Consider the following 22639-nt stretch of genomic DNA (forward strand, 5'->3'; position numbering starts at 1 on the left):
TAAACCTTACATGAAAAAACTACTGTTACTGGTGCTGACTTTTGTTTGCATCTCCCGTGTTTATGGACAATCTATCAGGCTTGAAAAAGGCAAAGAGTTTGAAATCAATGTTCATAATCTGAATCACTTTACAGATTATACCGAAAATTCAAACTACACATACGCTTTTAAGGTGTTAGGGAAGGAGGGTGTAAACACTTTACTTGATTGCCGAATGGTAAAAGCAGTTTTATCTAACGTCAATAAAAACCCTGTAAACAGTAATGAGTTAAATAGCGACAGCGTTAGAACGGCGAGATTAAATTCATCATGGACCCTGATACCGCTGGCCTTATTGCAACAATCATTTACAGTAACAGTAGCTCCCAATGGCGATTTGGTGAAGATCGACGGTGTTGATGAGATTTTACAGGATGCTTCAGATAGATGGGTATTAAATTATAATACCACCGCCGAACTAAAAAATAATGGAGTAGGATTTGTAAAATCTACTATTGAAAAAATATTTCCTCAATTGCCTAAACAAACAATCGGGTATAAAAGCGAGTGGACCGGGCGGTATTTAAGTTTTAATGCTACTGCCATTGATGGAGCGCTTCTCTACCTCGCCATAGTAGGGAAAGATAAGGAGGATATTGCAGGCTCAGGCATTTTTAACCAGGTTACCGGGCTTTTTGAACAACTACAATATAAAACGTTATTAAAGTTTTTTGACATAAATGGCAAAACTAAAGGCTATATTGATTTAAATTACAAGCAAAAACTGCGCTACGGAAGCGGCCATTATTTAGCGGCGGATACTGCATGGATCAATATGCTGGTAAAAACCAATCAATATTTTGGTAAGGCTTTCATGGATAAAATGAATTTTGATAGTACCAGGGCATTCACCTACCTAAGGGCCCACGACGACGCGTTTGTAAATGACCCCTATTATGCAACGGCCAAACTTGATCTTGTACAGCGTGGGGCAGGCAATAATTATGAAGTGTATGGTAAACAGCTGCGAAGTACTCCCGCCAAATTCTTGAAAGGAAACGAGGTACACTTATTCAATAAATTTTCCGAGTCAATGAATACCTCTGCCGATTCGGCTTATGAGGTGAGCAAGTACATGTACCAAATGGAAGCCTTTAATGGTTTGGTGCAAGAGTCATACTCCCAAAATTTTTTATTTTTAAAATCGGCCGACCTATTGCAAAATGATGACTTTAAAAAGTACGTTGCCGAAAAGAAACTTTCAGATGCGGATGTGAAAAAGATGCTGGACGAGATGAGTGAGAAACACGCTGTGACGGTAACCAATAGTGCCAAATTACTTTCAATGCTCCACCAGGATAAAAACCCTTTAATGCAGCAAAAGATCAATCCCATGTATTTATGGGTAAATGCTAAAGATCATGGAAATGATAAAGTGGTTTTATCAAAAACGGCCAGTGCGTTTATGAAGATGAAGGATGATGAGATAAAAAATGGTAATGGTGGGCGCTATGCCTTGCTGTTCTATAAGCAGCTTATATCAGTTTCTCAAAAAGGCAAGGCGGAGGCATTACTTCAAAAAACTATTGAAAATCTTGAGAGGCTTGCTGAAGATACTTTAAATAAAGATCGTTATGCGCACAAAAATATATTAGCCTATGCCTGGTATTTAAAGTATCAGGCTGCAAAACCTGCGGACTCCGTTAAAGCCCTGCAGTATCTTTCAAAAGCTGCTCAATATTCGCCCTCGGGCAATAAGGAAAAGGCGTATGTTAGTTTTTACGACCGGGTTTTTTTGCACTCAGAAGAAAGTTATCGCCAGCAATTTATTGAAAAGCTATTTGCCCTTGGGGATAATGAACAAGCTTTAAAAGTTTTTGCTGATCATATCAATTCGGCTCCAACCAGCATTGACGAGATGCGGAAAATTTATGAGCAGCATTTTCCTGATAAAAAATTTAAGGATTTTTTTGCAGCTAACATCCTACCATCATGGCAGGCCGCACCAGATTTTGTATTAAAAGGTATTGATGGCAAGGAACGTTCTTTAGCCGAGTTTAAAAACCATTGGCTGGTTATTGATTTTTGGGGGACTTGGTGTCCTCCATGCCGGGATGAAATGCCGGCTATTAATGTTTTTAATAAGGAGCTTAAAGATGGAAAATATACCGGAGTCAATTTTTTAAGTGTAGCCTGCCGGGATAACGCCGAGAATGTAAAAGCATATCTCGCCACCAATAAGTTTGATATTCCCGCTGCTATGGCAAATGAGACTATCGAAAAGCTGTACAATATTGCTGGTTATCCGTCAAAAATCCTCGTATCGCCCGAAGGAAAGATGCTGGCATTGAAATTTGGGGATGATTGGGCTGGAACTATTAAGAAGTTTAACGATATCTATCCGGTAAATAATTAAACCTGCATATCGGGATAATAGTAAATGCGGTATATTTAGGTATGAGAAAACTTATCCTGTGTGCCTTTATCTTGTTATCATTAAAATCCTTTGCTCAGCAAACGGAGCAGGATGCTATTAAGCAAACCATTAATACTATGTTTAATGCCATGCGTAAAGGCGATAGTAGCCTGCTCCGTTCAACCTTTGCTAAAGGAATCGCATTTCAAAGTGTAGCCAATAAAAAGGATGGAACAGTAAGTTTAGAGATTGAAAACCCCGATGATTTTATAAAGTCGATCGGCACTCCGCACAAAGGTGTTTACGACGAGCGGGTCACCTTTGCCGATATCAAAATTGATGGGCCGCTGGCCAGCGTTTGGGCACCATACAAGTTTTATTTAGATGATAAATACAGCCATTGCGGGGTAGATGTTTTCCAGCTAATGAAAACCGCAGAGGGCTGGAAGATCATTTATATTGTTGATACCCGGCGCAAAGATAATTGCCCGGAGTAGTGCCTAAAAGGCGAGGGTCAATGATAGTTGAATAACAGTTACCCGACCAGCTGTTAAACCCTGTTGAAGTTGATAATTCCCCTCAACCAAGAGGTAATGCAATACTTCCCGATTATCGGCATCCACAATGATATATTCAGCTATACCATTGCGCTTGTAAAGATCAAATTTTTTCTCTTTATCGTAATTCTTGTTTGAGGAGAGGATTTCAATTACCAGGTCTGGTGTACCGTAAATGCCTTTCCTTTGGATTATATCTGTGTGTTCTTTTTTTATGTAGATAATATCCGGCTGCACAACGCTTTGTTCTGCATCAAGGTAAACATCACAGGGCGCAATAAATATCTCCCCTAAACCTGTATCTTTTGTTGCTGATCTGAGCTGATAAGCGAGATCAAATAAAATCCGTTGATGATCAGTAGTAGGCGAGGGCGACATATAAAGCGTGTTATCGATTACTTCACACAAAGTACCCTCTGGTAGCAGGTTAAACACCTCCATCGCCGTTCTCGGTATATCTAAAATGTTTTTCATCTTATGCTAAAATAAACAAAACGGGGTAAAAGTGCAATTCTTACAATACCCCCAATTTCGTCATCCCGTAAAATAGACCGGCGCAATGCATGGCTTGTTTTATCTCATTATTGAGCAGTAATTGTTTCACCTCTTCAACGGTATATTCTTCAACAATCAGGTCTTCCAATTCGTCAAGGTGCTGTCCCTGTACTTTTTTACCGCCTTTGGTAAAGTAGGTAAATGTTTTATTGTTTGCTGTGGATGGATTACCGTATACGGTGCAAATCAGTTCAAATTCATCAAACTGGTAGCCGGTTTCTTCCAGCAACTCGCGGCGTATGGCATGTACAGGCTCTTCACCCGCATCAATTACGCCGCCCGGTATTTCGAGCGATATAACGCCCGCAGCATGACGGTATTGTTTAACCATGAGCACCTTGTTATCTTCGGTTATGGCTACAGCATTTACCCAGTTCGGGTATTCAAGTACGTAATAATCTTCAACTATTTTGCCGTTTGGCATTTCGCATTTATCAATGCGCAAGGTGGCCCAGGGGCCTTTGTGGATATATGATGATGAAAGTAATTTCCAGGTGAGATCTTTACTCATAGTTGTTTTGCAGAAATTGATAGATAGTATTACGTTTATTTATATTCTCAAAAGAGGTGCGATGATGGTCTTTCTCCAGCCGGTTAAATATGGAAATGACTTTTTGTAAGGCGGCTAATGTTTCATCGTTAGCAACAAACGGCTCATAATAGAGATATAGCAGTTGCGCTAAAGCATCCAGCTTGTCGGCCGAATAATTCCTTTCATCAAGTATAAGGTCAAAATCTTCGATGCTTAACTCAAGTAACTCCGGTAGTTTAATATCATATTCATCCTGAAGCATCTGATCGGCATGTTGAATAAACGCTTCAGGATTTACCGCATTTTTAAAACCGGCAAGCCTTGTTATCGAGTATACGATTTTTTCGATCTCGCTTAAGATATAGTCTTTTTGCATAAAGTTAGCTGCTATATGTGAACGTTTACCAGCTGCCGCTTGAACCGCCACCGCCACCACTGCCGCCGCCAAAACCTCCGAAGCCACCGCCGCCTGAACTGCCGCCGCCACCTGAAAAGCCTCCCCAGTCGCTGCCACTGCTCCGGCCGCCACCACCGAGCATATTGCCCGCCAGGAACCACCAGAATGGGCTTGCGCCGCCACGGCGGCCAATGATCTGCCTGCCGCCACCGCCGCCACCGCGATTACGAAACACCAGTATGAGGATCACTACCACGATGACAATGAATATAAAACCAGCCGGACCGCTATTGCTTTGCTTTGGTTTTTTTGTTGCCTTATACTCACCCTTCATGGCTTTGATGATGCTGTTGGTACCAGCATCAAGTCCGCCATAATAATCGCCTTGTTTAAAATGTGGTTTAAGGTCGTTTTGAATAATATCCTGCGTAACAATATCAGGTAAAGCACCTTCGGCACCATAGCCGGTTTGGATACTCATTTTGCGATCGCCGATAGCTACAAGCAGCAGTACGCCGTTATTTTTTTCTTTTTGGCCAATGCCCCATTTGCGTAATAATTGAACGCCATAGTCATTGATGTCATAATTGCCTACAGATTTCAGTATCACTACTGCTATCTGCGTTGAAGTAGAATCGTTAAATGCAACCAGTTTAGTTTCCAGCTGTTGCTTATCAGCCTGACTTAAGGTGTTGGTATAGTCGTTAACGAGGGTATTGGAGCGTTCCGGAAAATCCTGGGCCTTTGCGGCAATAACGCAAAGTATAAATCCGAAAAACAGTATAAATTTTTTGAACATGTTTTTAAATTTTAATCGCCATCCATAAAGGCAATATCATCCGGAAGTTCGTTTTGATCGCCATTTTGATGAGGGAAATATTTTTGCAATTGTTCACCGGCAATTTTAAGCCCTGTAACAATCCCTTCAACAATATCGCCGTATTTAAAATGTTGCAGCATATCATCGCGGGTGGTATCCCAAAAATCGGGCGGAACCACCTGGTTAATACCTGCGTCACCTATAATGGCAAACTTACGGTCGACAGTGGCAACATACACCAGTACGCCATGCCTGAGCTTGGTTTTGTGCATATTAAGCTGCTGGAAATATTTTGCGGCGCGGTCAAGAACATTCTCGCTGCATCTTTTTTCGATGCAAACCCTGATTTCGCCCGATGAGCGGTGCTCGGCATCTTCAATAGCTTTGCGGATGCGCTGCTGCTCTTCTTCGTTAAATACAGCCATATTTTTTTGTGATTACACCGATTATTTTATGATTGTGCTGATTTTTATGATTACACCGACTTCTAACGATTACGTGATTCTGCAACAAAATCGGTGAAATCATTTCAATCGGTGAAATCCTTTAATTAAACTCTACTTTGGGGGCTTTATCAGCACCTGGTTCGGCAGTAAAATATCCTTTTGCAGAAAAGCCGAACATTTTGGCAGTTATATTGGCCGGGAATGAGCGGATTTTGCTGTTGTATTCCTGCACAGCGTCATTGAAATCTTTACGCGATACATTGATCCTGTTTTCGGTACCTTCCAATTGAATTTGCAGGTCGTGAAAGTTAGAGTTCGATTTCAGGTCAGGATAGTTTTCTGTAATTGAAAGCAATTTGCCAAGGGCAGCACTTAACTCGCCCTGCGATGCCTGGAATGCTTTTATTGATTCTGGTGTAAGTTTGTTAGGGTCAACCTGTACCGATGTAGCTTTTGAACGCGCCTCAACTACAGCTGTTAACGTGCTTTTTTCAAAATTGGCCGCACCTTTTACTGTGTTAACTAAATTAGGGATCAAATCACTGCGGCGCTGGTAATCGCTCTGCACAGCACCCCATTTGGCTTTAACAGATTCATCCAGTTTTACCATGCTGTTGTAGCTGCACGAGCTTAACGACATAGCAGTCACTATAACTAATATGGCTGAGAATAACTTTTTCATTTGTTTTTCGTGTGTTTATGTGATGTTTTGGGTTAGAGTGCAAATCACGTACCGTTGTTACAAACGTAGTTTGTGCTGACAACGTGTCAAGATACGGCTTTTTCGGTAAATTATGGAAGCAGGGGGTTGATGTGTGAAGTGAACTGTGCGAATTGAGAAATAATTAGCCCGGTATTGCTATAAAAGCAGAAAGCCCCATCAGGGGCTGCAGCTTTATAGTGATTTTTGTGAAATTGTTTAAGGGCGGGATCATTTTATCCTGCCAGGCAGTGCTCTTCGCGCATGGTTAGTTTGGCTACCATATCTTTTAAAAGTGTACGGGCACGGTGAAGGGTAGTGCGGGATAAAAGTTCGCTCATGCCCAGTGAAGAGCCGATTTCCTGGTGCGAATAACCTTCAATAGCGTACATGTTGAAAACAGAGCGGTATGTTTTTGGTAGTTTTTGTACCAGTTTCATCAGGTCTTTAGCTTCAAGGCCATTATCATTAAATGAGCTGCTGATAGGTATGGCGGAAGCTTCTTCGGTAGCAAAATCATCCACTAAAACCATTGGTTTTAATTTGCGGTAGCGTGATATGGCACAATGCACCATGATGCGGCGGATCCATCCCTCCAAACTACCTTCGCCGCGGTAGTTTTTCATATTGCGGAACATTTTTATGAATCCCTCTTGTAATATATCCTGTGCCTCGTCTTTATCGGTTGCATAGCGCATGCAAACTGCAAGCATGCGGGGCGCTAATAACCTGTATAATTGTTCCTGGCTTTTTCTGTCGTTACTCAGGCAACCATTCCATATTGTGTGTAAGCGTTCGTCGGCGGTAGTCATTTTTTTATTATTTAAATACATGATGTGCATGCCAATCTGAATGCCATTTTGTAATTTATTGATTTTCAGAAACTTATTTTTTATTGCGTTTTGAAACTGTTCGATAGCGTACGGTCATTGTGCAAAGCCGAACGGTTTTGCATGCTTTTTTTAGTGTATATTTTTTTTCGGAAGGCCTTTTGAAAGAGGGAAGCAATACTTTTTGCCTTACAAACGCGAACCCACATTAAGCACTCGTTAAAAACCTACCGTGTACCCATAAATTTTAAATAAAAATGTCATTTCGAAAGAGCAAATGGGGCTGGGGGCCGGGGCGAAAGAGAAATCTTATACGCCCTGTAAAGTCGCTTTGCATAGTTTAGAGCTGGATGTATAAGATTTCTCCTCAACACATCCGTACGTTCCCCCGACAGGTTCGTCGAAATGACGTTTTCTTTTAATTCATAATCATATAATAATTAAAAGATGTGGGTACACGGTAGGTTAAAAACGAGCGCAAGATTAATGCTAATCAAGAGCTCCCCCTTTAGGGGGCTGGGGGGCTGCGGTTTTTTCTTAACTTTGCACCATCCGGGATAAAAACCCGGCATCAGTCATGACAAAAGAAACAGAGATAGTTTGCCCTCCCGGGCAGCATGAAGATGAGGCGGTTTTAAAACAGCTTGCAGCATCAGCGCTAAAAATTCCACTGAAAAACATTACTGCGTTAAAAATTTTAAAACGCTCTATTGATGCTCGTGGCCGCCGTGTGGTGTACCGCATGCAGGTGAGGGTTTTTATGCAGGAGGCTTATCAGCCCGAAGTTTTTACTGTTAATTATCCCAATGTACAATTTGGCCGACCGGTAATTATAGTAGGTGCAGGCCCTGCGGGGTTATTTGCCGCTTTACAATGTATCGAACTTGGGTTAAAACCAATTGTTATTGAACGGGGAAAGGATGTGAAACAACGTCGCCGTGATCTGGCAAACATTAATAAACAAGGCCTTGTTAACCCCGAATCAAATTATTGTTTTGGTGAGGGAGGGGCAGGTACCTACTCTGATGGTAAGCTGTACACGCGCTCAACTAAACGGGGCGATGTAAACCAGGTATTAAAAATGTTTGTAGCCCATGGTGCTGCCGAAGATATACTGATTGATGCGCGACCACACATTGGTACCAACAAGCTGCCGCAAATTATTACGGCCATGCGCGAAACCGTACTGAATGCAGGTGGGGAGATCATGTTTGATACTAAAGTGACTCAATTGCTGGTTGAGTTTGGGAAAATTAAAGGTGTAAAAATAGCAACAGGCGAAAAGGTAATGTCTGATGCTGTGATGCTGGCAACCGGGCACTCGGCAAGGGATGTGTTTGAAATGCTGCATGCCCAAAATATTTTGATAGAAGCCAAGCCTTTTGCTTTGGGCGTAAGGATAGAACATCCGCAGGAAATAATTGACCGCGCCCAATATCATTGCGAATACCGCGGGCCCGATCTGCCGCCGTCATATTACAGCCTCGTTGAGCAGGTTGATGACCGCGGCGTGTTTTCTTTTTGTATGTGCCCCGGCGGTATTATAGCTCCATGCTCAACGGAGGCCGGTGAAATTGTGGTGAACGGATGGAGCCCTTCAAAACGGAACAATCCTTTTGCTAATTCAGGTACGGTAGTACAGATCAATATGGAAGACGTTGCAGGAAATGATAACGACCCTTTTAAGATGCTCAACTTTCAAAAGCAGGTTGAGCGGGCTGCTTTCGCAGCCGGGGGCGGTAACCTGGTAGCGCCGGGGCAGCGCATGGTTGATTTTGTGCAAAACCGTTTATCAACCGATTTGCCGGTTAACTCATACCTGCCAGGCACCAGGAGTGTTGAGCTGAAAGAGGTTTTACCCAATTGGATCAATGAGCGTTTGCGCAAGGCGTTGCCTGTGTTTGGCAAAAAAATGAAAGGGTATTATACTAACGAAGCCATTTTAGTAGGTGTTGAATCGCGGACCTCGTCGCCGGTTAAAATTCCGCGCGATAAGGAAACCTTACAGCATCCGCAGGTTACCGGCTTATTTCCCTGCGGAGAAGGGGCTGGCTATGCCGGTGGTATAATTTCTGCTGCTATTGATGGCATTAACTGTGCAAATGCTGCTTTAAAAATATTATCATGACCACATCTCAAAAATTAGCTAACGAACTTGAAAGTGTTTTATCCGGTGAACCATGGTATGGCCCATCGGTTTATTCCATTGTTGAAAGTATCAGCTTTGAAGCTGCTTACGAAAAGCCTGTGGGCTCGGTGCATAATATTGCTGCTATTATTTTGCATATGACCGGATGGACAGAGGAGGTAATGGACAGGATGAACGGCATGGACGCCCAATTGCCGGTACGGGGTGACTGGCCCGAACCAGGCCTGCCCGACGAACAAAAGTGGAAATGGATTGTTGAAGATTTAAAACTGGTGAATGTAAACCTGGCGGGCTTTATCCAGAATTTTCCGGAAGAAAAATGGAGCGAAACCGTTACCGGTAAGCTTGACAGGGAGCTTGGTACAGGCGAAACTTACGAGCACCAGGTGAGCGGTTTGATACAGCACCATATTTATCATTCGGCCCAAATTGCTTTACTAAACAGGATGATCAATGGCTGATAAGAAAACATTAATATTAGGGGCAACACCCGATACCAGCAGGTATGCCAACTTTGCGGCTACCCGTTTGGTTGAACGCGGGCACACCATTGTTAACGTTGGGATAAAAACAGGCGAGGTTGCCGGTGTACCTATCGAAAAACCCGAAACCATTCATCATGATATCGATACCATTACACTGTACGTAGGTCCGCAAAACCAACCGCCGCTGTATGATTACATATTGAATACAAATCCCAAACGTATTATATTTAATCCTGGTACTGAGAATACCGAACTAAGGCGCAAAGCCAATGAAAAAGGTATTGAAACGGAGTATGCCTGTACGCTGGTGATGTTATCGGTAGGGGAGTATTAGACATCGTAACCGTAACTTTTAATTATTGGCCGCCAGTAGTCGAGGTGTTTATCCCAGGCATGGCATCCAAATGACAGTTTATTTTTGTTTATTGTCATTGCCCTTTCCGGAAATAGTTCGATAGAGAAATGAAGAGCTTTTTTATACGACGGAATATTCAGCACCTTCTTTTTTCGGTTAACTTCAATACCCCAAAATACATCTTCATTAAAGTAGTGATCATGGTTAAGGCTTAAATAGCGTTTTGCCTCGCTTTGCATGTCAATACAAAGTTTGTGAAACTTTTGTACCCTTCGTAAGGAGAAGCCGCCGTTACCAACCTTGTTTTCAAATTGCATCGGTGATGGACGGCCATCTTTTTGCACATCGAATTTAGCATGTGTCCAGCGCTGAATCTTTGATTTTACAGCCTTAACAATATCCGGGTAATCATATTCACGTATCCAGGGCGCACCAATATAATCATAGCCTTCGGAGCACCATTGCATCAACTCGTCCCTGAATACAAATGCATCAAGTTGGTGGATCAATATAAAATCGTATCTTAAAAAGCTCCGGTAAAATTCCTCCGAGAGCATAAGTTCGTTATAGCTACTAATATCTTTAAAATACCTGTTATCAAAATTGATCACACTAATATCTGATTTAACTTCATTAGGTAATACCAGGTTATTCGGTTTAATAATAATTATATCATGGGCTGATAAAATCTTGGTTGCCTGTGCAAAAGCTGCCCGTTCAAGATTATTTATGACAGGTTTATAAAAAGGGATTACTACTGCTGCTTTCAATGCTGATGTTTGAGTTTTTAAACGTCGCCAACGCGGCCATGAAAAATTATATTACAGGTTTACGCCTGGGTATTAAAAGCCTGCATATCTATAAGCTTCTTGTAAAGACCATTGTTTTGAAGTAACTCGGTATGCGATCCCCGTTCAACAATGCAGCCATTTTCAAGAACAAGTATAATATCTGCGTTTTGTATGGTGCTTAAACGATGTGCGATAATAAGTGAGGTGCGGTTCTGCATCAGGTTATTCAAAGCTTCCTGCACAAGTTTTTCCGACTCGGTATCCAGTGCGGATGTTGCCTCATCCAATAACATAATGGGTGGATTGTTCAACACCGCGCGGGCGATACAGATGCGTTGGCGTTGGCCGCCCGATAGTTTTGTGCCGCGGTCTCCCGTGTTAGTTTGGTAGGCGTTAGTTGTTTCCATAATAAAATTATGGGCATTGGCTATGCGGGCAGCAGCTTCCACCTCCTGCTGTGTTACATTGGGTTTGCCGAAGGCGATGTTGTTAAAAATAGTATCGTTAAACAAAATAGACTCCTGGTTAACGATGCCCATTAATGCCCTTAATGATTCCATGGTAACGGTTTGTATGTTTTTCCCGTCGATGGAGATCGTACCAGATTGAGGCTCGCTAAACCTTGGCAGCAAATCCATTAAAGTTGATTTACCACCGCCGGAGGGGCCAACCAGGGCTACTGTTTTTCCCTTCGGGATTTCGAAGCTAACGCCTTTTAATACATATTTTTCAGTTTCAACCTCAGGTTTTCCGGTATCTGCCGCTTGTTTACCATCAGGTTTAACGGTATAGGCAAATGATACGTTTTCAAATTTAACCTTATCCTCAAAGCCGGTAAGTTCTGTTGCATCGGGAGCATTTACAATCAGGGGCTTCTCGTCTATCAGCGCCAGTACACGTTCGCCCGCCGCTATACCTGAGTGAATGTTGCTAAAAGAATCTGATATGGCCTTAGCCGGACGCATAACTTGCGAAAATAGCGCGATGTAAACGATAAAATCGGAGGCAGTTAAGGAGGTGCCGGTACCACTAATAATTAATGAGCCGCCGTATAACACGATGCCTGCAACCATCAATACACCTAAAAATTCGGACACAGGTGAGGCCATTTGCTGCCTCTTGGCCATTGAACGGGTAATTCTTGAATATTCCCTGTTTTCGTGATCGAAACGGTTTTTTATAAACGGAACGGCATTAAATGCCTTGATAATCTTAATGCCCGATAAAGCTTCATCAAGGTTGCTGATCATGTTACTGTAAGTTTGCTGTGATTCGGCGGCCTGTTCTTTAAGGCGTTTCACTATCCTCGATATAATAAATGCTGAAACTGGGATTATCAGCATGGAAAACAAGGTTAGTTTAACGGATATTACAAACAGCATCACCAGGTAGGCAATCAATTGAAAAGGTTCTTTAAACGCCACCTGTAGCGTACCCGTAACGGAAAATTGCACCACCTGTACATCCGCCGAAATTTTTGACATGATATCGCCCTTGCGCTCGTTATTAAAATAACCCAAATGCAGGTTCATCACATTGTTAAATACGGTGCGGCGCAGGTTAAGTAACGTGTAGATACGCAGGTTTTCCATTATTCGCTGAGATAAATACCTGAATAGATTACTTAATAGTACTGACGTCACAATAGCTATACAAACAAACTTTAAAGCACCAAGCGGGCCATAGTACTGATTGGCCGTATGTGCAAAAAATTCAAAGTCTTTAATAGGATCCCACCAGTTTTTAGGTTTAACAATTATGGCAGTTGCGGCGTGCTTGTCAAAAATTGTGGTAAGCAACGGTGCGAGCAGCGCTATATTGAGCGTATTAAATATTACTGAAAATAAAGTACATATAAAATAAGGGAATGCGAATTTCCCTATAGGGCGTGCAAATGAAAGAAGCCTGAAATAAATCTTCATTAAATAATTTTAAAAGTGCAAAGCTAATAGTAATTAAGTAATTAAAACGAGCAAAAATATAGAAGCGATCAAGGCGTTTTAGCAAGATTTGCAAGGTAGTAGAAAAGGGCCGTTCAAAAACTGTTATGCCTTTATCAAAGATTGCGCTCAATTAAGCGTAAAAGGAAAAGCATACATGGCTGAAAACTATATATGGGAAAAGTATTAGATAAATTTGATACCGCTATCGATTATGTGAGCGGTCATTTTTCATCAAGTACTTCGCGATAAAGCCGTAAATATTGCTTTGCTGTTTCATCCCAGTTAAATTTTTGCGCATGGGCCTTTATTTTTTCGGATGGGTTGTTTTCGCGGAAATGCCGCATGCCTTCATCAAATGTTTTTTGCATCTCTTCACCATCAAAACTGGGGAAATAATAAGCACAATCTCCGGCAATTTCGGGTAAAGAAGTATGAGTTGATACAAAAACTGGCTTGCCGTGGTGCATCGCTTCTATCACCGGCAAGCCAAAGCCTTCGGCTATTGAAGGAAAAACGAATGCTTCACAATTTTTATAATACCAGGCTTTATCATTATCTGATATTGTTCCGATTATTTTTACTCTGTTTTCAACACCGTATTTTTTTGCCTCTGCCATAACTTCGTTTTCATACGGGGTTTTTATCCCGGCTATAATAAGCTCAAAGTCGTTATTGGCCAGTAATGCCGGTAAAACGTGGAAGTTCTTCTTTGCCGAAACTATACCTATGGTGAACAGAAAGTTGTGTTTAGGCTGGTATGCCGGTAAGTGTCCTTCAGGTAATTCAAGTTTGTCGGCACCGTTGTAAATGACAGTTAATTTATCAATAACGTTGGGAAAATAAGTAGCAACATCATCTGCTGCAAATTTCGATATGGTTACTATACGATGGCATTTGTTAATGCGTTCACCCAGTTTTTTCAGGTAATGTTTTAATTTTTTTTCACCGATATTTTCATGGATCTGGTTAATGTCATGTATAGTCATGATCTTTTTATACTTACTGCGTACCTTTTTTGGTTTCAGCCTTGAAAATTGATCGGTAAAATGGAATAGCTTTATATTGTCTTTGTTTATGAAAAAAAACTTATGATATTTTTGACGATAATGTCGCTTCACTTCATCATTATCAAAATCAGCTGTAGCATCATATAAAAAATAACTCAAATCAAAATTTTCGTTTTCTTTTATCAGTGCTTTTCCCAGGCTTCTCCCAAAATAAAATAAGCCAGTATTGGGATATTGCATCGAATCAAACGTTACCAATACACGAGGTTTATTCATATCCATGTTTTAATTTTCTCTGCCACCATAAACGGCGTAATTGTTTCTAAATTGCTTGTCCCGCTTTCCATAAATCCGGCCCTTTTACCAACAGGGGCCCACCGGCCCGGGTGTATAGGCCTTAACGAGGGGAATAATCCAAGGGTATTGATCCCGGTTAAAGCAGCAATGTGCAGCGGGCCAGTACCCGAAGCAATAAGCCCGCCAGCTTTACTTATAAAAGCTATCAATTGCCCTAACGACATTTGCCCTGTCATGTCGCGTACGGTTGAGGGTAACGTCGGGATCCAGTTTGCAAGCAATGCTTTTTCATTTTCAGATCCGGTTATGATGATGTTGAATTTATCGGGCGGAAGGATCTGAACAAGCTCCGCGAAATTATCAAGGCCCCACTCCATACCGCTGCCGTGCGATTTTGGATGAATGATGAGGTTAAATTTATCATTTACAAGTACAGCATCCAAGGCTGGTGTAAGCACAACAGCATTATGAAAATTATTGTGCGATATAATTTCGGGCAGAGAAGGTATTTGTTCAAGCCCTAACGGTTTCAACAAAACAAGGTTGAGCTGCGCCTCATGCAGATCTGATTTTTTGCGGCTCAATTTTACCAGCTTATTGCATGTATACCAATGGAATACCCTGTTGGTTGTTCCTATCCGGAGTTTAATACCTGCCTGCCTTGCTATTTTAGCGATATGTTTATTGGGCAGCACATGTATTATGGTATCGATATTTTGTTTTTGCAGATATTCAACCTGATGTTGTTCGGAGAGTTTTTTTAACTCATCGTAATTAATAAAAGCATCTATTGCTGCTATGGTGTTAATTACAGGCTGCGTATAGGTGCGGCCTAAAAACGAAACTTTAGCACCGGGAAACAGTTGCTTAACGTAAGCAGCTACAGGTAATGTGAGTACAACATCGCCAATGGCGTCAACCCTGCTTATTAAGATGTGCGTTGTTTTTATAGGATCGGTATCGGCCATGTTTTAATAAATTACAATACGGGCAGATTAATGAAATGCTACACATTAATTTGCAATGATAAGATTAAATCTGTTACAGGGTTAATGTAATTTTATATCATTGTTATGTTAATGTGCACCTTTTTACTTTGTGAAGTTTTAAAAGGCTTGCTTATTTCATCAGTATTGTCGTCTAAATTTGTGATATTTTGCTTAAGCGTTAGTTTTAAAACTGATCAGGCCGATTTATCAAATCAATTTAAGCCCGTTTAGCTTAAATATTGTAGATAAAGTGTTTGTTTATAATAGATACATTTGAACTTATTATCATTTTGCTTTGAAGCCGCATCAGAATACTAATAATCAATTGGATTTTCGTGTAATAGCGCGCGCGCTAACTGTTGTTGAAAATGATCTTAAAGGAAGCGGCGCGTTGCTCAAAAGTCTGAAGTTTGATAATAACTGTCCGGTTATTGGTATAACCGGGCCGCCGGGAGCAGGGAAAAGCACCCTGGTAAACGGCATTATTGATATACTTTTGAAAGATGAAAAAAAAATAGCCGTATTGGCTATCGACCCAACTTCACCCTTTAATTTTGGCTCGCTGCTTGGCGACAGGATCAGGATGGCGTCGCATTTTAACCATCCCGATGTTTTTATCCGGTCGTTGGCTACTCGAGGCTCCCTGGGCGGGCTATCGGCAAAAACTATTGAAATGGCAGATGTGCTAAGAGCCTCAGGATTTAATTATGTGCTGATTGAAACAGTAGGTGTCGGCCAGTCTGAAATTGAAGTTGCAGGTCTTGCCGATATTACTCTGGTTGTATTGGTGCCCGAAGCCGGCGATGAAATTCAGCATATTAAATCGGGCCTGATGGAAATAGCTGATGCCTTTATCATCAACAAAGCTGATAGGGAGGGAGCTGATGTATTTGCCAATAACCTGAAAAAAATCATTGGACAAAACCAGGACGCACAATTACCAGTGTTTAAAGCCATAGCATCACAAAATCAAGGGTTAGATAAAATAGCTGCTTTTATAAATCAACCCAATTTGAAGCAAAATAACCGCCGTAAATTATTGCTGACCGAAAAAGTATACAAACTTATTCAGCAAAAAATGATGTCAGGAATAGATAAAAAAAAGCTTCAGCATGATATAGCTGAAGCTTTAATTGACTCAAATTTTAACCTGTATAGTTTTGTGGATACCTATGTATAGTATTTGATTAGCTTAATGTAAACAAGATGTAAATTCGGCTGATTTGTTTATGTATATATAATGTAAATTATTAACTGTTCATAATTTCTTCAATGTGCTCGGCTTCAACCGGAATGTTGCCCATTAAGTCGGTATTACCATTGCCGGTGATCAGGATATTATTTTCAAGGCGGATACCCAATCCTTCTTCGGCAATATAAATTCCTGGTTCGCAGGTTAATATGTTCCCTGTTTCAAAAGATTTATACCTGCTTGCATAATCATGAACATCCAACCCCAGGTGGTGCGAGGTGCCATGCATAAAGTATTTTTTATAAAGGGGTACGTTTTTATCTTGTTTCTCAACATCATGCCTGTCAAGCAGCCCCAGGCCTATAAGTTCACTTGTCATGATCTTGCCTACCTCATCCTGGTATTCACTCCAAACGGTGCCGGCCACTATTAGTTTTGTGGCTTCGCGCATCACCTTTAAAACGGCGTTATAAACCTGGCGCTGGCGCGCGGTAAAACGGCCGCTAACTGGTATTGAGCGCGTCATATCGGCATTGTAGTTACCATATTCGGCACCAAAATCAAGTAGTATCACATCGCCATCTTTACATATCTGGTTGTTATCATTATAATGTAATACAATAGCATTGGCACCTGAAGCTATAATAGGGTTATAAGCGTGTCCTGTAGCCCTTTGCCGGATAAATTCATGGATGATCTCGGCTTCAATTTCATACTCGGTTACACCCGGTTTGGTGTATTTTAAAACGCGTACAAAAGCATCGCGGGTAATATCGCAGGCCTTTTGTGTTAACCCAATTTCAATATCTGACTTTACTACCCGAAGGTCGCGTAAAATAGGTGCCGAGCGTGTATAATTATGAAGCGGATACTTTAATTTAAGAGCTTCATACATGCGATAGTCGCGATAGGGGACGGTATGCGCATAGCGGTCATTTTCATTGGTATTAATATATATATTTTCGGCATAGTTAATAACGCTGTGAAGTATAGTATCATATTCGCTCAGCCAAAAAATGCTTTCGATACCTGATGCTATGCGGGCTTCCTCTTTGGTGTATTTGTGGCCCTCCCAAATAGCTATATGTTCATTGGTTTGTCTTAAAAAGAGTACTTCTTTGTATGCTTTATTAGGACAATCAGGATACAAAATCAGGATACTTTGCTCCTGATCAATGCCTGTTAAGTAAAAAAAATCTGGATTTTGCTTAAACATAAATGCCTGATCACCACTGCGTGGAAACTCGTCATTGGCATGGAAAATAGCGATTGAGTTTGGTTTTGTTCTTGAAACGAAATTTTTTCTATTATTTGTAAATAAGCTATTTTCTATCGGCAAATATTTCATATTTATCGGGTGATTATTTTAGTAAATCAATTTTTTTTAGTTATTTGTGTAACTATTACAATTTTTGGAACAATGTTTGGTCATGGATTCAAACATAATTACTAAATTTGAAAAAAATCACAATTAAAATCGTTTAATCTTAAAAACTATGAATTATTCTACATTAAAGAAAACAGTCGCATTGTCATTTGCTTCTTTGATGGTTGCTGGTTTGGCTAATGCGCAAACCGATTCAACCAAAACAACGGCAACTACAACGTCATCTGAAACCTCGACCGCTAAGGTATTTGGTGGTTTAGGCCAGTACAGGAAATTTAGCATCGGTATCAATGGTGGCGCTACCTCACAATCATTAGCAACCGGTGGTTCAACTGATTTCCAAAACAAAAAAATCAGCCTTGGTTACGGTATCTCGTTGAAAGAGCAATTAGCACATTCATTTGCTTTACAATTAGACCTGAACGGTGGTAAAATCAAAGGTGAAAACCCTGTTTCAGCTGCAGGTACTTACCGCGATACTTACGTTAGCTACGACACCAAATTTTGGCAAGCAAGCTTAAGCGCAGTTGTTAACGTTGCAACTATCGATTTCATCCGTCGTAAAAACGCTGTTAACTTCTATTTCAAAGCAGGTGGTGGTTTAGCTATCTATGATCCAACTGTTACCCGTAACGGTGGTGCCGGTAATGTTACTAATCACTTCAAAAACCCAGGTTCTGACGATAGCCACTACGTAAAAGAGTTAGTTATACCTGTAGGTGCTGGTGTTAAATTCCGTTTAAGCGACGCTGTTGCCTTAGATTTGGGTTACACTCAAAACTATGTTGATGGTGATAACCTTGATGGTTTCAACAGAGCTTATCCTACTAAAGACCACTATTCTTACGCTTACGCTGGTTTAGACTTCACTTTAGGTTCAAAATCAAAACCAGTATTGGAGTGGGTTAACCCAGTTGCAATGATGTATGACGAACTGTATGATGCAGCTTTACGTCAAGAAGTTGAAGCTTTAAAAGGCCGTGTTGCTAACGTTGAAACTGCAGTTAACGACCTGAAAAAAGATTCTGACGGTGACGGTGTTGCTGATCAGTTTGACAAATGCCCAGGTACTGCTGCTGGCAGCGTAGTTGATGGTTCTGGTTGCGTTATCGTATTCCCTAAAGATACTGTTGCTACTCCTGTTGCTACTGCTTACTCAAACATCCAGTTTGAATTTGATAGCTCAGTATTACGTACTTCATCTTACCCAGTGTTAGATGCTACTTCAGCTGACTTACGTTCATCTGGTTCTGCTGTTGAAGTTGACGGTTTCGCTTCATCTGAAGGTACTGCTGCTCACAACTTATCATTATCTAAAGACCGTGCTAACTCAGTAAAAACTTACTTAGTTAACTCTGGTGTTGATGCTAAGAAAGTGAAAGTAAAAGGTTACGGTGAAACTAACCCAATTGCTGACAACTCAACTGAAGAAGGCCGCGTACTTAACCGTCGTGTTCAATTCAAAAAGAAATAATATCTGATTAAATATTATTTGCGAAGGCTCCGGATAACCCGGAGCCTTCTTTGTTTTATAAGGTTTTATATTGGATAGTTATACCTTATATATAGGTATGGTTTTACAGCGGGGAAATTTTGTGTAAATTTGTGTAATGTATTTTTTCAGGAAAAAAGACCCAAACAGGCCCGATAATTTTAATTTGCGGGTGATGCATTTTATAAATGCGCTGGCTATTATTATGTTCCTGGCCGGGATCATCTGGAAACTGGTACAGGTATTTATATTTAAAAAATGAAAGCAATCATCAATACTAACAATGCACCTGCCCCTATAGGGCCATATAGCCAGGCTGCTTTAGCCGGTGGATTTTTATTCGTGTCAGGCCAGATCCCTATCGACCCGTTAAGCGGTGAACTCATCAGCAGTGATATCAAAGCTGAGGCTACACAGGTAATGGAAAACATTAAAGCCATTTTAACCGAAGCCGGTTTGGGGTTTGATAACATTGTAAAAACCAGCATCTTTTTAACCGATCTGCAAAACTTTGTGCAGGTTAACGAAGTGTACGGCACCTATTTTACGGCCGATTTCCCGGCCCGCGAAACCGTTCAGGTATCCGCTTTACCTAAAGGGGTAAACGTTGAGATCTCGGTTATAGCGGTTAAATAAGATTTTTGATTTCGGAATTCGGATGTTCGATTTCGGATTTTTTTCTGAACCAGGGATTTGCGGGATTTGAGCATCTATCGGAGTCTTTCAGTATTCTATCAATTCTTGAATCCTGTAAATTCTGATTCGGATAACTTTGCGTAGGGATAGGAGCGGATACCGGCTATGCGGTTAAGGCCTGCAGGGGTATGAGTGGATAGCCCGGCCGCAGGAACGCCCAAATTTTTAATTTTGGAATTTGGATGTTCAATTTCGGATTTTGAATAATTTGAACCGGATTTAAACGAATTAGAAGCTTTATTAGATTGGTTTTGCATTCAATAAATTCCTTGATTCAATAAATTCGGGTTCAGACAACTATTGCCATTTAAAAAAACGATATAAACTATAATTCTCCCAGTTGCCGCAGGTAGAGATTTAAACTGCAATAATCAATGAACCCTTTTCAAACGCCGCTTGTTTATTTAAAAGGTGTAGGCCAGTCGAGGGCCGAGGTTTTGAAAAAGGAGCTTGAGTTGCACACTTTTGAAGATCTGCTGCGTCATTTTCCATTCAGGTATATCGACCGCACCCGCTTTTATAAGGTACGGGAAATACGTGAAGAGCTACCCTATGTACAGGTACTGGCGCGCATTATAAATAAAGAAGTTGTTGGCGAAAAGCAAAGCCGCCGCCTGGTGGTAAAAGCAAAAGACGATACCGGTATTATTGAGCTGGTATGGTTTAAGGGAATCAACTGGATAGAGAAAACCATTATCCCTGGCAAGGTTTATATATTATTCGGTAAACCCGGCTTTTTTAACATGATGCCGCAAATGGCGCATCCCGAAATGGAATTATATGTGCCTGGTGCACAAAAGCAGGGCAACCTGTCCTTACAGCCGGTTTATAATTCTACAGAAAAGCTTAAGCAATTTTCGCTTGATACCAAAGGTATCCAAAAGCTCACCGCCATATTGCTTGATCTGCATGCTAAAGATATCCGCGAAAACCTGCCTTTGTATATCATTAATCAGTTTAAGTTGCTTAACCGGGCAGATGCTTACCGCAATATTCATTTCCCGGGAGACGCCACTTTGCTTAATGAGGCATTGATTCGCCTGAAGTTTGAAGAGCTATTTTTTCTTCAGCTTAAATTACTTAAAAACAAGCTGCTGCATACCCAAAAGTTTAAGGGGAATGTATTTGATAAGGTAGGCCATTATTTTAATGAGTTTTATCATAACAAGCTGCCTTTTACTTTAACCGATCCGCAAAAGAGGGTATTAAAGGAAATCAGGCTGGATACCCAGCGGGGGATACAAATGAACCGCTTGCTGCAAGGGGATGTAGGTAGCGGTAAAACCGTGGTGGCGCTGATGAGCATGCTGATAGCTGTTGATAACGGCTTTCAAACCTGTATCATGGCACCTACCGAGATCCTGGCTGCCCAACATTATCAAACCATAAAAGGCCTGGTGGGTGATGATTTTATTGAGGTAGCGTTATTAACCGGGTCAACCAAACAAAAAGATCGTAAAGTATTGCATCAAAAGCTCGAAGATGGCGATCTGAAGATACTGGTAGGTACGCATGCCCTTATTGAGGATAAAGTACAGTTTAAAAACCTGGGTTTCGTGGTGATTGATGAGCAGCACCGCTTTGGTGTTGAGCAGCGCTCGAAGCTTTGGCGTAAAAATGTTATTCCGCCGCATATCCTGGTAATGACGGCTACACCTATCCCGCGTACGCTGGCCATGACGTTATATGGTGATCTTGATGTTTCGGTGATTGATCAGTTACCGGCGGGACGCAAGCCCATTAAAACTGTTCATTTTTTCGAAAACCAGCGCCTCAGGATGTTCGGTTTTATGAAACAGGAGATAGCGCTTGGCAGACAGATCTACGTAGTGTATCCACTGATACAGGAAAGTGAAAAGCTTGATCTTAAAAACCTGGAGGATGGTATTGAAGCTATGTCGCGCGAGTTTCCGTTACCAGATTACCGCCTGAGCATAGTGCACGGCAAAATGAAGCCTGCTGATAAGGATTTTGAAATGCAGCGCTTTATTAAACATGAAACACAGATCATGGTGGCCACTACCGTAATTGAAGTAGGGGTTAATGTGCCCAATGCCTCGGTGATGATCATTGAAAACTCAGAGCGTTTCGGCTTGTCGCAATTGCACCAGCTGCGGGGCAGGGTAGGGCGCGGGGCCGAGCAATCTTATTGTATTTTGATGAGCAGCCATAAGCTGAGCAACGATGGAAAGATCAGGCTGGATACCATGGTAAAAACCAACAACGGTTTTGAAATATCGGAGATCGATTTGCAATTACGTGGTCCTGGTAATATAGAAGGTACCCAACAAAGCGGAGTAATTGATTTAAAGCTGGCCAACCTGGCTACCGATCAGGAGTTACTTTTTAAGGTACGCAAATGTGTTGAAACCATTTTTGAAAAAGACCCCCAACTGGCCCATCCCGAAAACCTGGTATTGCACCACGCCTTTGAAGTTAAAAACGCGGGGTTGAGTTGGGATAAGATATCGTAGCGGCTTTAAATAAAACGAATAGCCCCGGGCCGCATGTAATTACTGTAAGGCACGAAGTAATAGCACGGAAGCAAATCAGTCCTGTGTAACGTGCGATTGTCACGCTGCACTCGTAACGACATTTTTAGATATGTCAATTATGAAATACTG

22 protein-coding genes are annotated in these 22639 nt (G+C 41.3%); 10 read left to right on the forward strand and 12 right to left on the reverse strand.

Going from position 1 to position 22639, the window contains the following annotated elements; genetic code table 11:
- The first annotated feature begins 10 nt into the window (after nucleotides 1-10).
- Nucleotides 11-2395: a TlpA disulfide reductase family protein gene (locus tag MTO98_RS05630; protein WP_243485633.1), complete on the forward strand. Its 2385-nt coding sequence runs from the start codon at nucleotides 11-13 to the stop codon at nucleotides 2393-2395.
- A gap of 41 nt (nucleotides 2396-2436) precedes the next feature.
- Complete coding sequence (locus MTO98_RS05635; RefSeq protein ID WP_243485634.1) at nucleotides 2437-2892, forward strand: nuclear transport factor 2 family protein; 456 nt, start codon at nucleotides 2437-2439, stop codon at nucleotides 2890-2892.
- A gap of 3 nt (nucleotides 2893-2895) precedes the next feature.
- Here MTO98_RS05635 and MTO98_RS05640 read toward each other — a convergent pair whose 3' ends face one another.
- The 7 genes from MTO98_RS05640 to MTO98_RS05670 all read right to left on the reverse strand — a co-directional run bounded on the left by MTO98_RS05640 (nucleotide 2896) and on the right by MTO98_RS05670 (nucleotide 7214).
- Nucleotides 2896-3426, reverse strand: coding sequence for a Uma2 family endonuclease (locus MTO98_RS05640; RefSeq protein WP_243485635.1), 531 nt, complete (start codon nucleotides 3424-3426; stop codon nucleotides 2896-2898).
- A gap of 40 nt (nucleotides 3427-3466) precedes the next feature.
- The gene (locus tag MTO98_RS05645; RefSeq protein ID WP_243485636.1) at nucleotides 3467-4018 is read right to left on the reverse strand and encodes an NUDIX hydrolase; all 552 of its coding nucleotides are present in this window, start codon (nucleotides 4016-4018) and stop codon (nucleotides 3467-3469) included.
- Nucleotides 4011-4415 carry a hypothetical protein gene (locus MTO98_RS05650; RefSeq protein ID WP_243485637.1) on the reverse strand — a complete coding sequence of 135 codons (405 nt, stop codon included), beginning with the start codon at nucleotides 4413-4415 and terminating at the stop codon, nucleotides 4011-4013. The genes MTO98_RS05645 and MTO98_RS05650 overlap by 8 nt, the downstream gene beginning before the upstream one ends.
- Before the next feature lie 25 nt (nucleotides 4416-4440).
- Nucleotides 4441-5235 carry a YgcG family protein gene (locus MTO98_RS05655; protein ID WP_243485638.1) on the reverse strand — a complete coding sequence of 265 codons (795 nt, stop codon included), beginning with the start codon at nucleotides 5233-5235 and terminating at the stop codon, nucleotides 4441-4443.
- Between the two features lie 11 nt (nucleotides 5236-5246).
- A complete protein-coding gene (locus MTO98_RS05660) occupies nucleotides 5247-5681 on the reverse strand; it encodes a TPM domain-containing protein (protein WP_243485639.1) in 435 nt (144 codons plus the stop codon).
- A gap of 121 nt (nucleotides 5682-5802) precedes the next feature.
- On the reverse strand, nucleotides 5803-6384 hold the full coding sequence (locus MTO98_RS05665) for a LemA family protein (protein ID WP_243485640.1): 582 nt from the start codon (nucleotides 6382-6384) through the stop codon (nucleotides 5803-5805).
- A gap of 254 nt (nucleotides 6385-6638) precedes the next feature.
- On the reverse strand, nucleotides 6639-7214 hold the full coding sequence (locus MTO98_RS05670) for an RNA polymerase sigma factor (RefSeq protein WP_243485641.1): 576 nt from the start codon (nucleotides 7212-7214) through the stop codon (nucleotides 6639-6641).
- 595 nt (nucleotides 7215-7809) lie between these two features.
- Between MTO98_RS05670 and MTO98_RS05675 the strand changes: the two genes are divergently transcribed.
- From MTO98_RS05675 to MTO98_RS05685, 3 genes are read left to right on the forward strand one after another with little or no spacing between them, the layout of a single operon-like run.
- Nucleotides 7810-9360, forward strand: a complete 1551-nt coding sequence (locus MTO98_RS05675) for an NAD(P)/FAD-dependent oxidoreductase (RefSeq protein WP_243485642.1) — start codon at nucleotides 7810-7812, stop codon at nucleotides 9358-9360.
- Nucleotides 9357-9842: a DinB family protein gene (locus MTO98_RS05680; protein WP_243485643.1), complete on the forward strand. Its 486-nt coding sequence runs from the start codon at nucleotides 9357-9359 to the stop codon at nucleotides 9840-9842. Before MTO98_RS05675 ends, MTO98_RS05680 begins: the two co-directional genes overlap by 4 nt.
- Nucleotides 9835-10200 carry a CoA-binding protein gene (locus MTO98_RS05685; RefSeq protein ID WP_243485644.1) on the forward strand — a complete coding sequence of 122 codons (366 nt, stop codon included), beginning with the start codon at nucleotides 9835-9837 and terminating at the stop codon, nucleotides 10198-10200. Before MTO98_RS05680 ends, MTO98_RS05685 begins: the two co-directional genes overlap by 8 nt.
- On the opposite strand, the gene MTO98_RS05690 is transcribed toward MTO98_RS05685, so the two are convergent.
- From MTO98_RS05690 to MTO98_RS05705, 4 genes are all read right to left on the reverse strand, one after another.
- Nucleotides 10197-10991, reverse strand: coding sequence for a DUF5672 family protein (locus MTO98_RS05690; RefSeq protein ID WP_243485645.1), 795 nt, complete (start codon nucleotides 10989-10991; stop codon nucleotides 10197-10199). The genes MTO98_RS05685 and MTO98_RS05690 overlap by 4 nt on opposite strands.
- Before the next feature lie 59 nt (nucleotides 10992-11050).
- Complete coding sequence (locus tag MTO98_RS05695) at nucleotides 11051-12934, reverse strand: ABC transporter ATP-binding protein (protein WP_243485646.1); 1884 nt, start codon at nucleotides 12932-12934, stop codon at nucleotides 11051-11053.
- A gap of 242 nt (nucleotides 12935-13176) precedes the next feature.
- Nucleotides 13177-14238, reverse strand: coding sequence for a glycosyltransferase family 1 protein (locus tag MTO98_RS05700; protein WP_243485647.1), 1062 nt, complete (start codon nucleotides 14236-14238; stop codon nucleotides 13177-13179).
- Entirely contained in the window at nucleotides 14235-15227 is a 993-nt protein-coding gene (locus MTO98_RS05705) for a glycosyltransferase family 9 protein (RefSeq protein WP_243485648.1), read from the reverse strand. Before MTO98_RS05705 ends, MTO98_RS05700 begins: the two co-directional genes overlap by 4 nt.
- Nucleotides 15228-15543: 316 nt before the next feature.
- On the opposite strand from MTO98_RS05705, the gene meaB reads away from it, so the two are divergent.
- Complete coding sequence (gene meaB, locus MTO98_RS05710; protein ID WP_243485649.1) at nucleotides 15544-16428, forward strand: methylmalonyl Co-A mutase-associated GTPase MeaB; 885 nt, start codon at nucleotides 15544-15546, stop codon at nucleotides 16426-16428.
- Between the two features lie 70 nt (nucleotides 16429-16498).
- On the opposite strand, the gene MTO98_RS05715 is transcribed toward meaB, so the two are convergent.
- Nucleotides 16499-17788 carry an aminopeptidase P N-terminal domain-containing protein gene (locus MTO98_RS05715; protein ID WP_243485650.1) on the reverse strand — a complete coding sequence of 430 codons (1290 nt, stop codon included), beginning with the start codon at nucleotides 17786-17788 and terminating at the stop codon, nucleotides 16499-16501.
- Between the two features lie 148 nt (nucleotides 17789-17936).
- Between MTO98_RS05715 and MTO98_RS05720 the strand changes: the two genes are divergently transcribed.
- The 4 genes from MTO98_RS05720 (at nucleotide 17937) to recG (ending at nucleotide 22489) form a co-directional block, all read left to right on the forward strand.
- Complete coding sequence (locus MTO98_RS05720) at nucleotides 17937-19301, forward strand: OmpA family protein (RefSeq protein ID WP_243485651.1); 1365 nt, start codon at nucleotides 17937-17939, stop codon at nucleotides 19299-19301.
- 136 nt (nucleotides 19302-19437) lie between these two features.
- Nucleotides 19438-19581 carry a DUF6728 family protein gene (locus MTO98_RS05725; RefSeq protein ID WP_243485652.1) on the forward strand — a complete coding sequence of 48 codons (144 nt, stop codon included), beginning with the start codon at nucleotides 19438-19440 and terminating at the stop codon, nucleotides 19579-19581.
- Nucleotides 19578-19955, forward strand: coding sequence for a RidA family protein (locus MTO98_RS05730; RefSeq protein WP_243485653.1), 378 nt, complete (start codon nucleotides 19578-19580; stop codon nucleotides 19953-19955). Before MTO98_RS05725 ends, MTO98_RS05730 begins: the two co-directional genes overlap by 4 nt.
- A 434-nt stretch (nucleotides 19956-20389) precedes the next feature.
- Complete coding sequence (gene recG, locus MTO98_RS05735; RefSeq protein WP_243485654.1) at nucleotides 20390-22489, forward strand: ATP-dependent DNA helicase RecG; 2100 nt, start codon at nucleotides 20390-20392, stop codon at nucleotides 22487-22489.
- Nucleotides 22490-22639: the final 150 nt, after the last annotated feature.

Origin of the sequence: Mucilaginibacter sp. SMC90, from assembly GCF_022811725.1 — a bacterium.
Taxonomy (GTDB): Bacteria; Bacteroidota; Bacteroidia; order Sphingobacteriales; family Sphingobacteriaceae; genus Mucilaginibacter.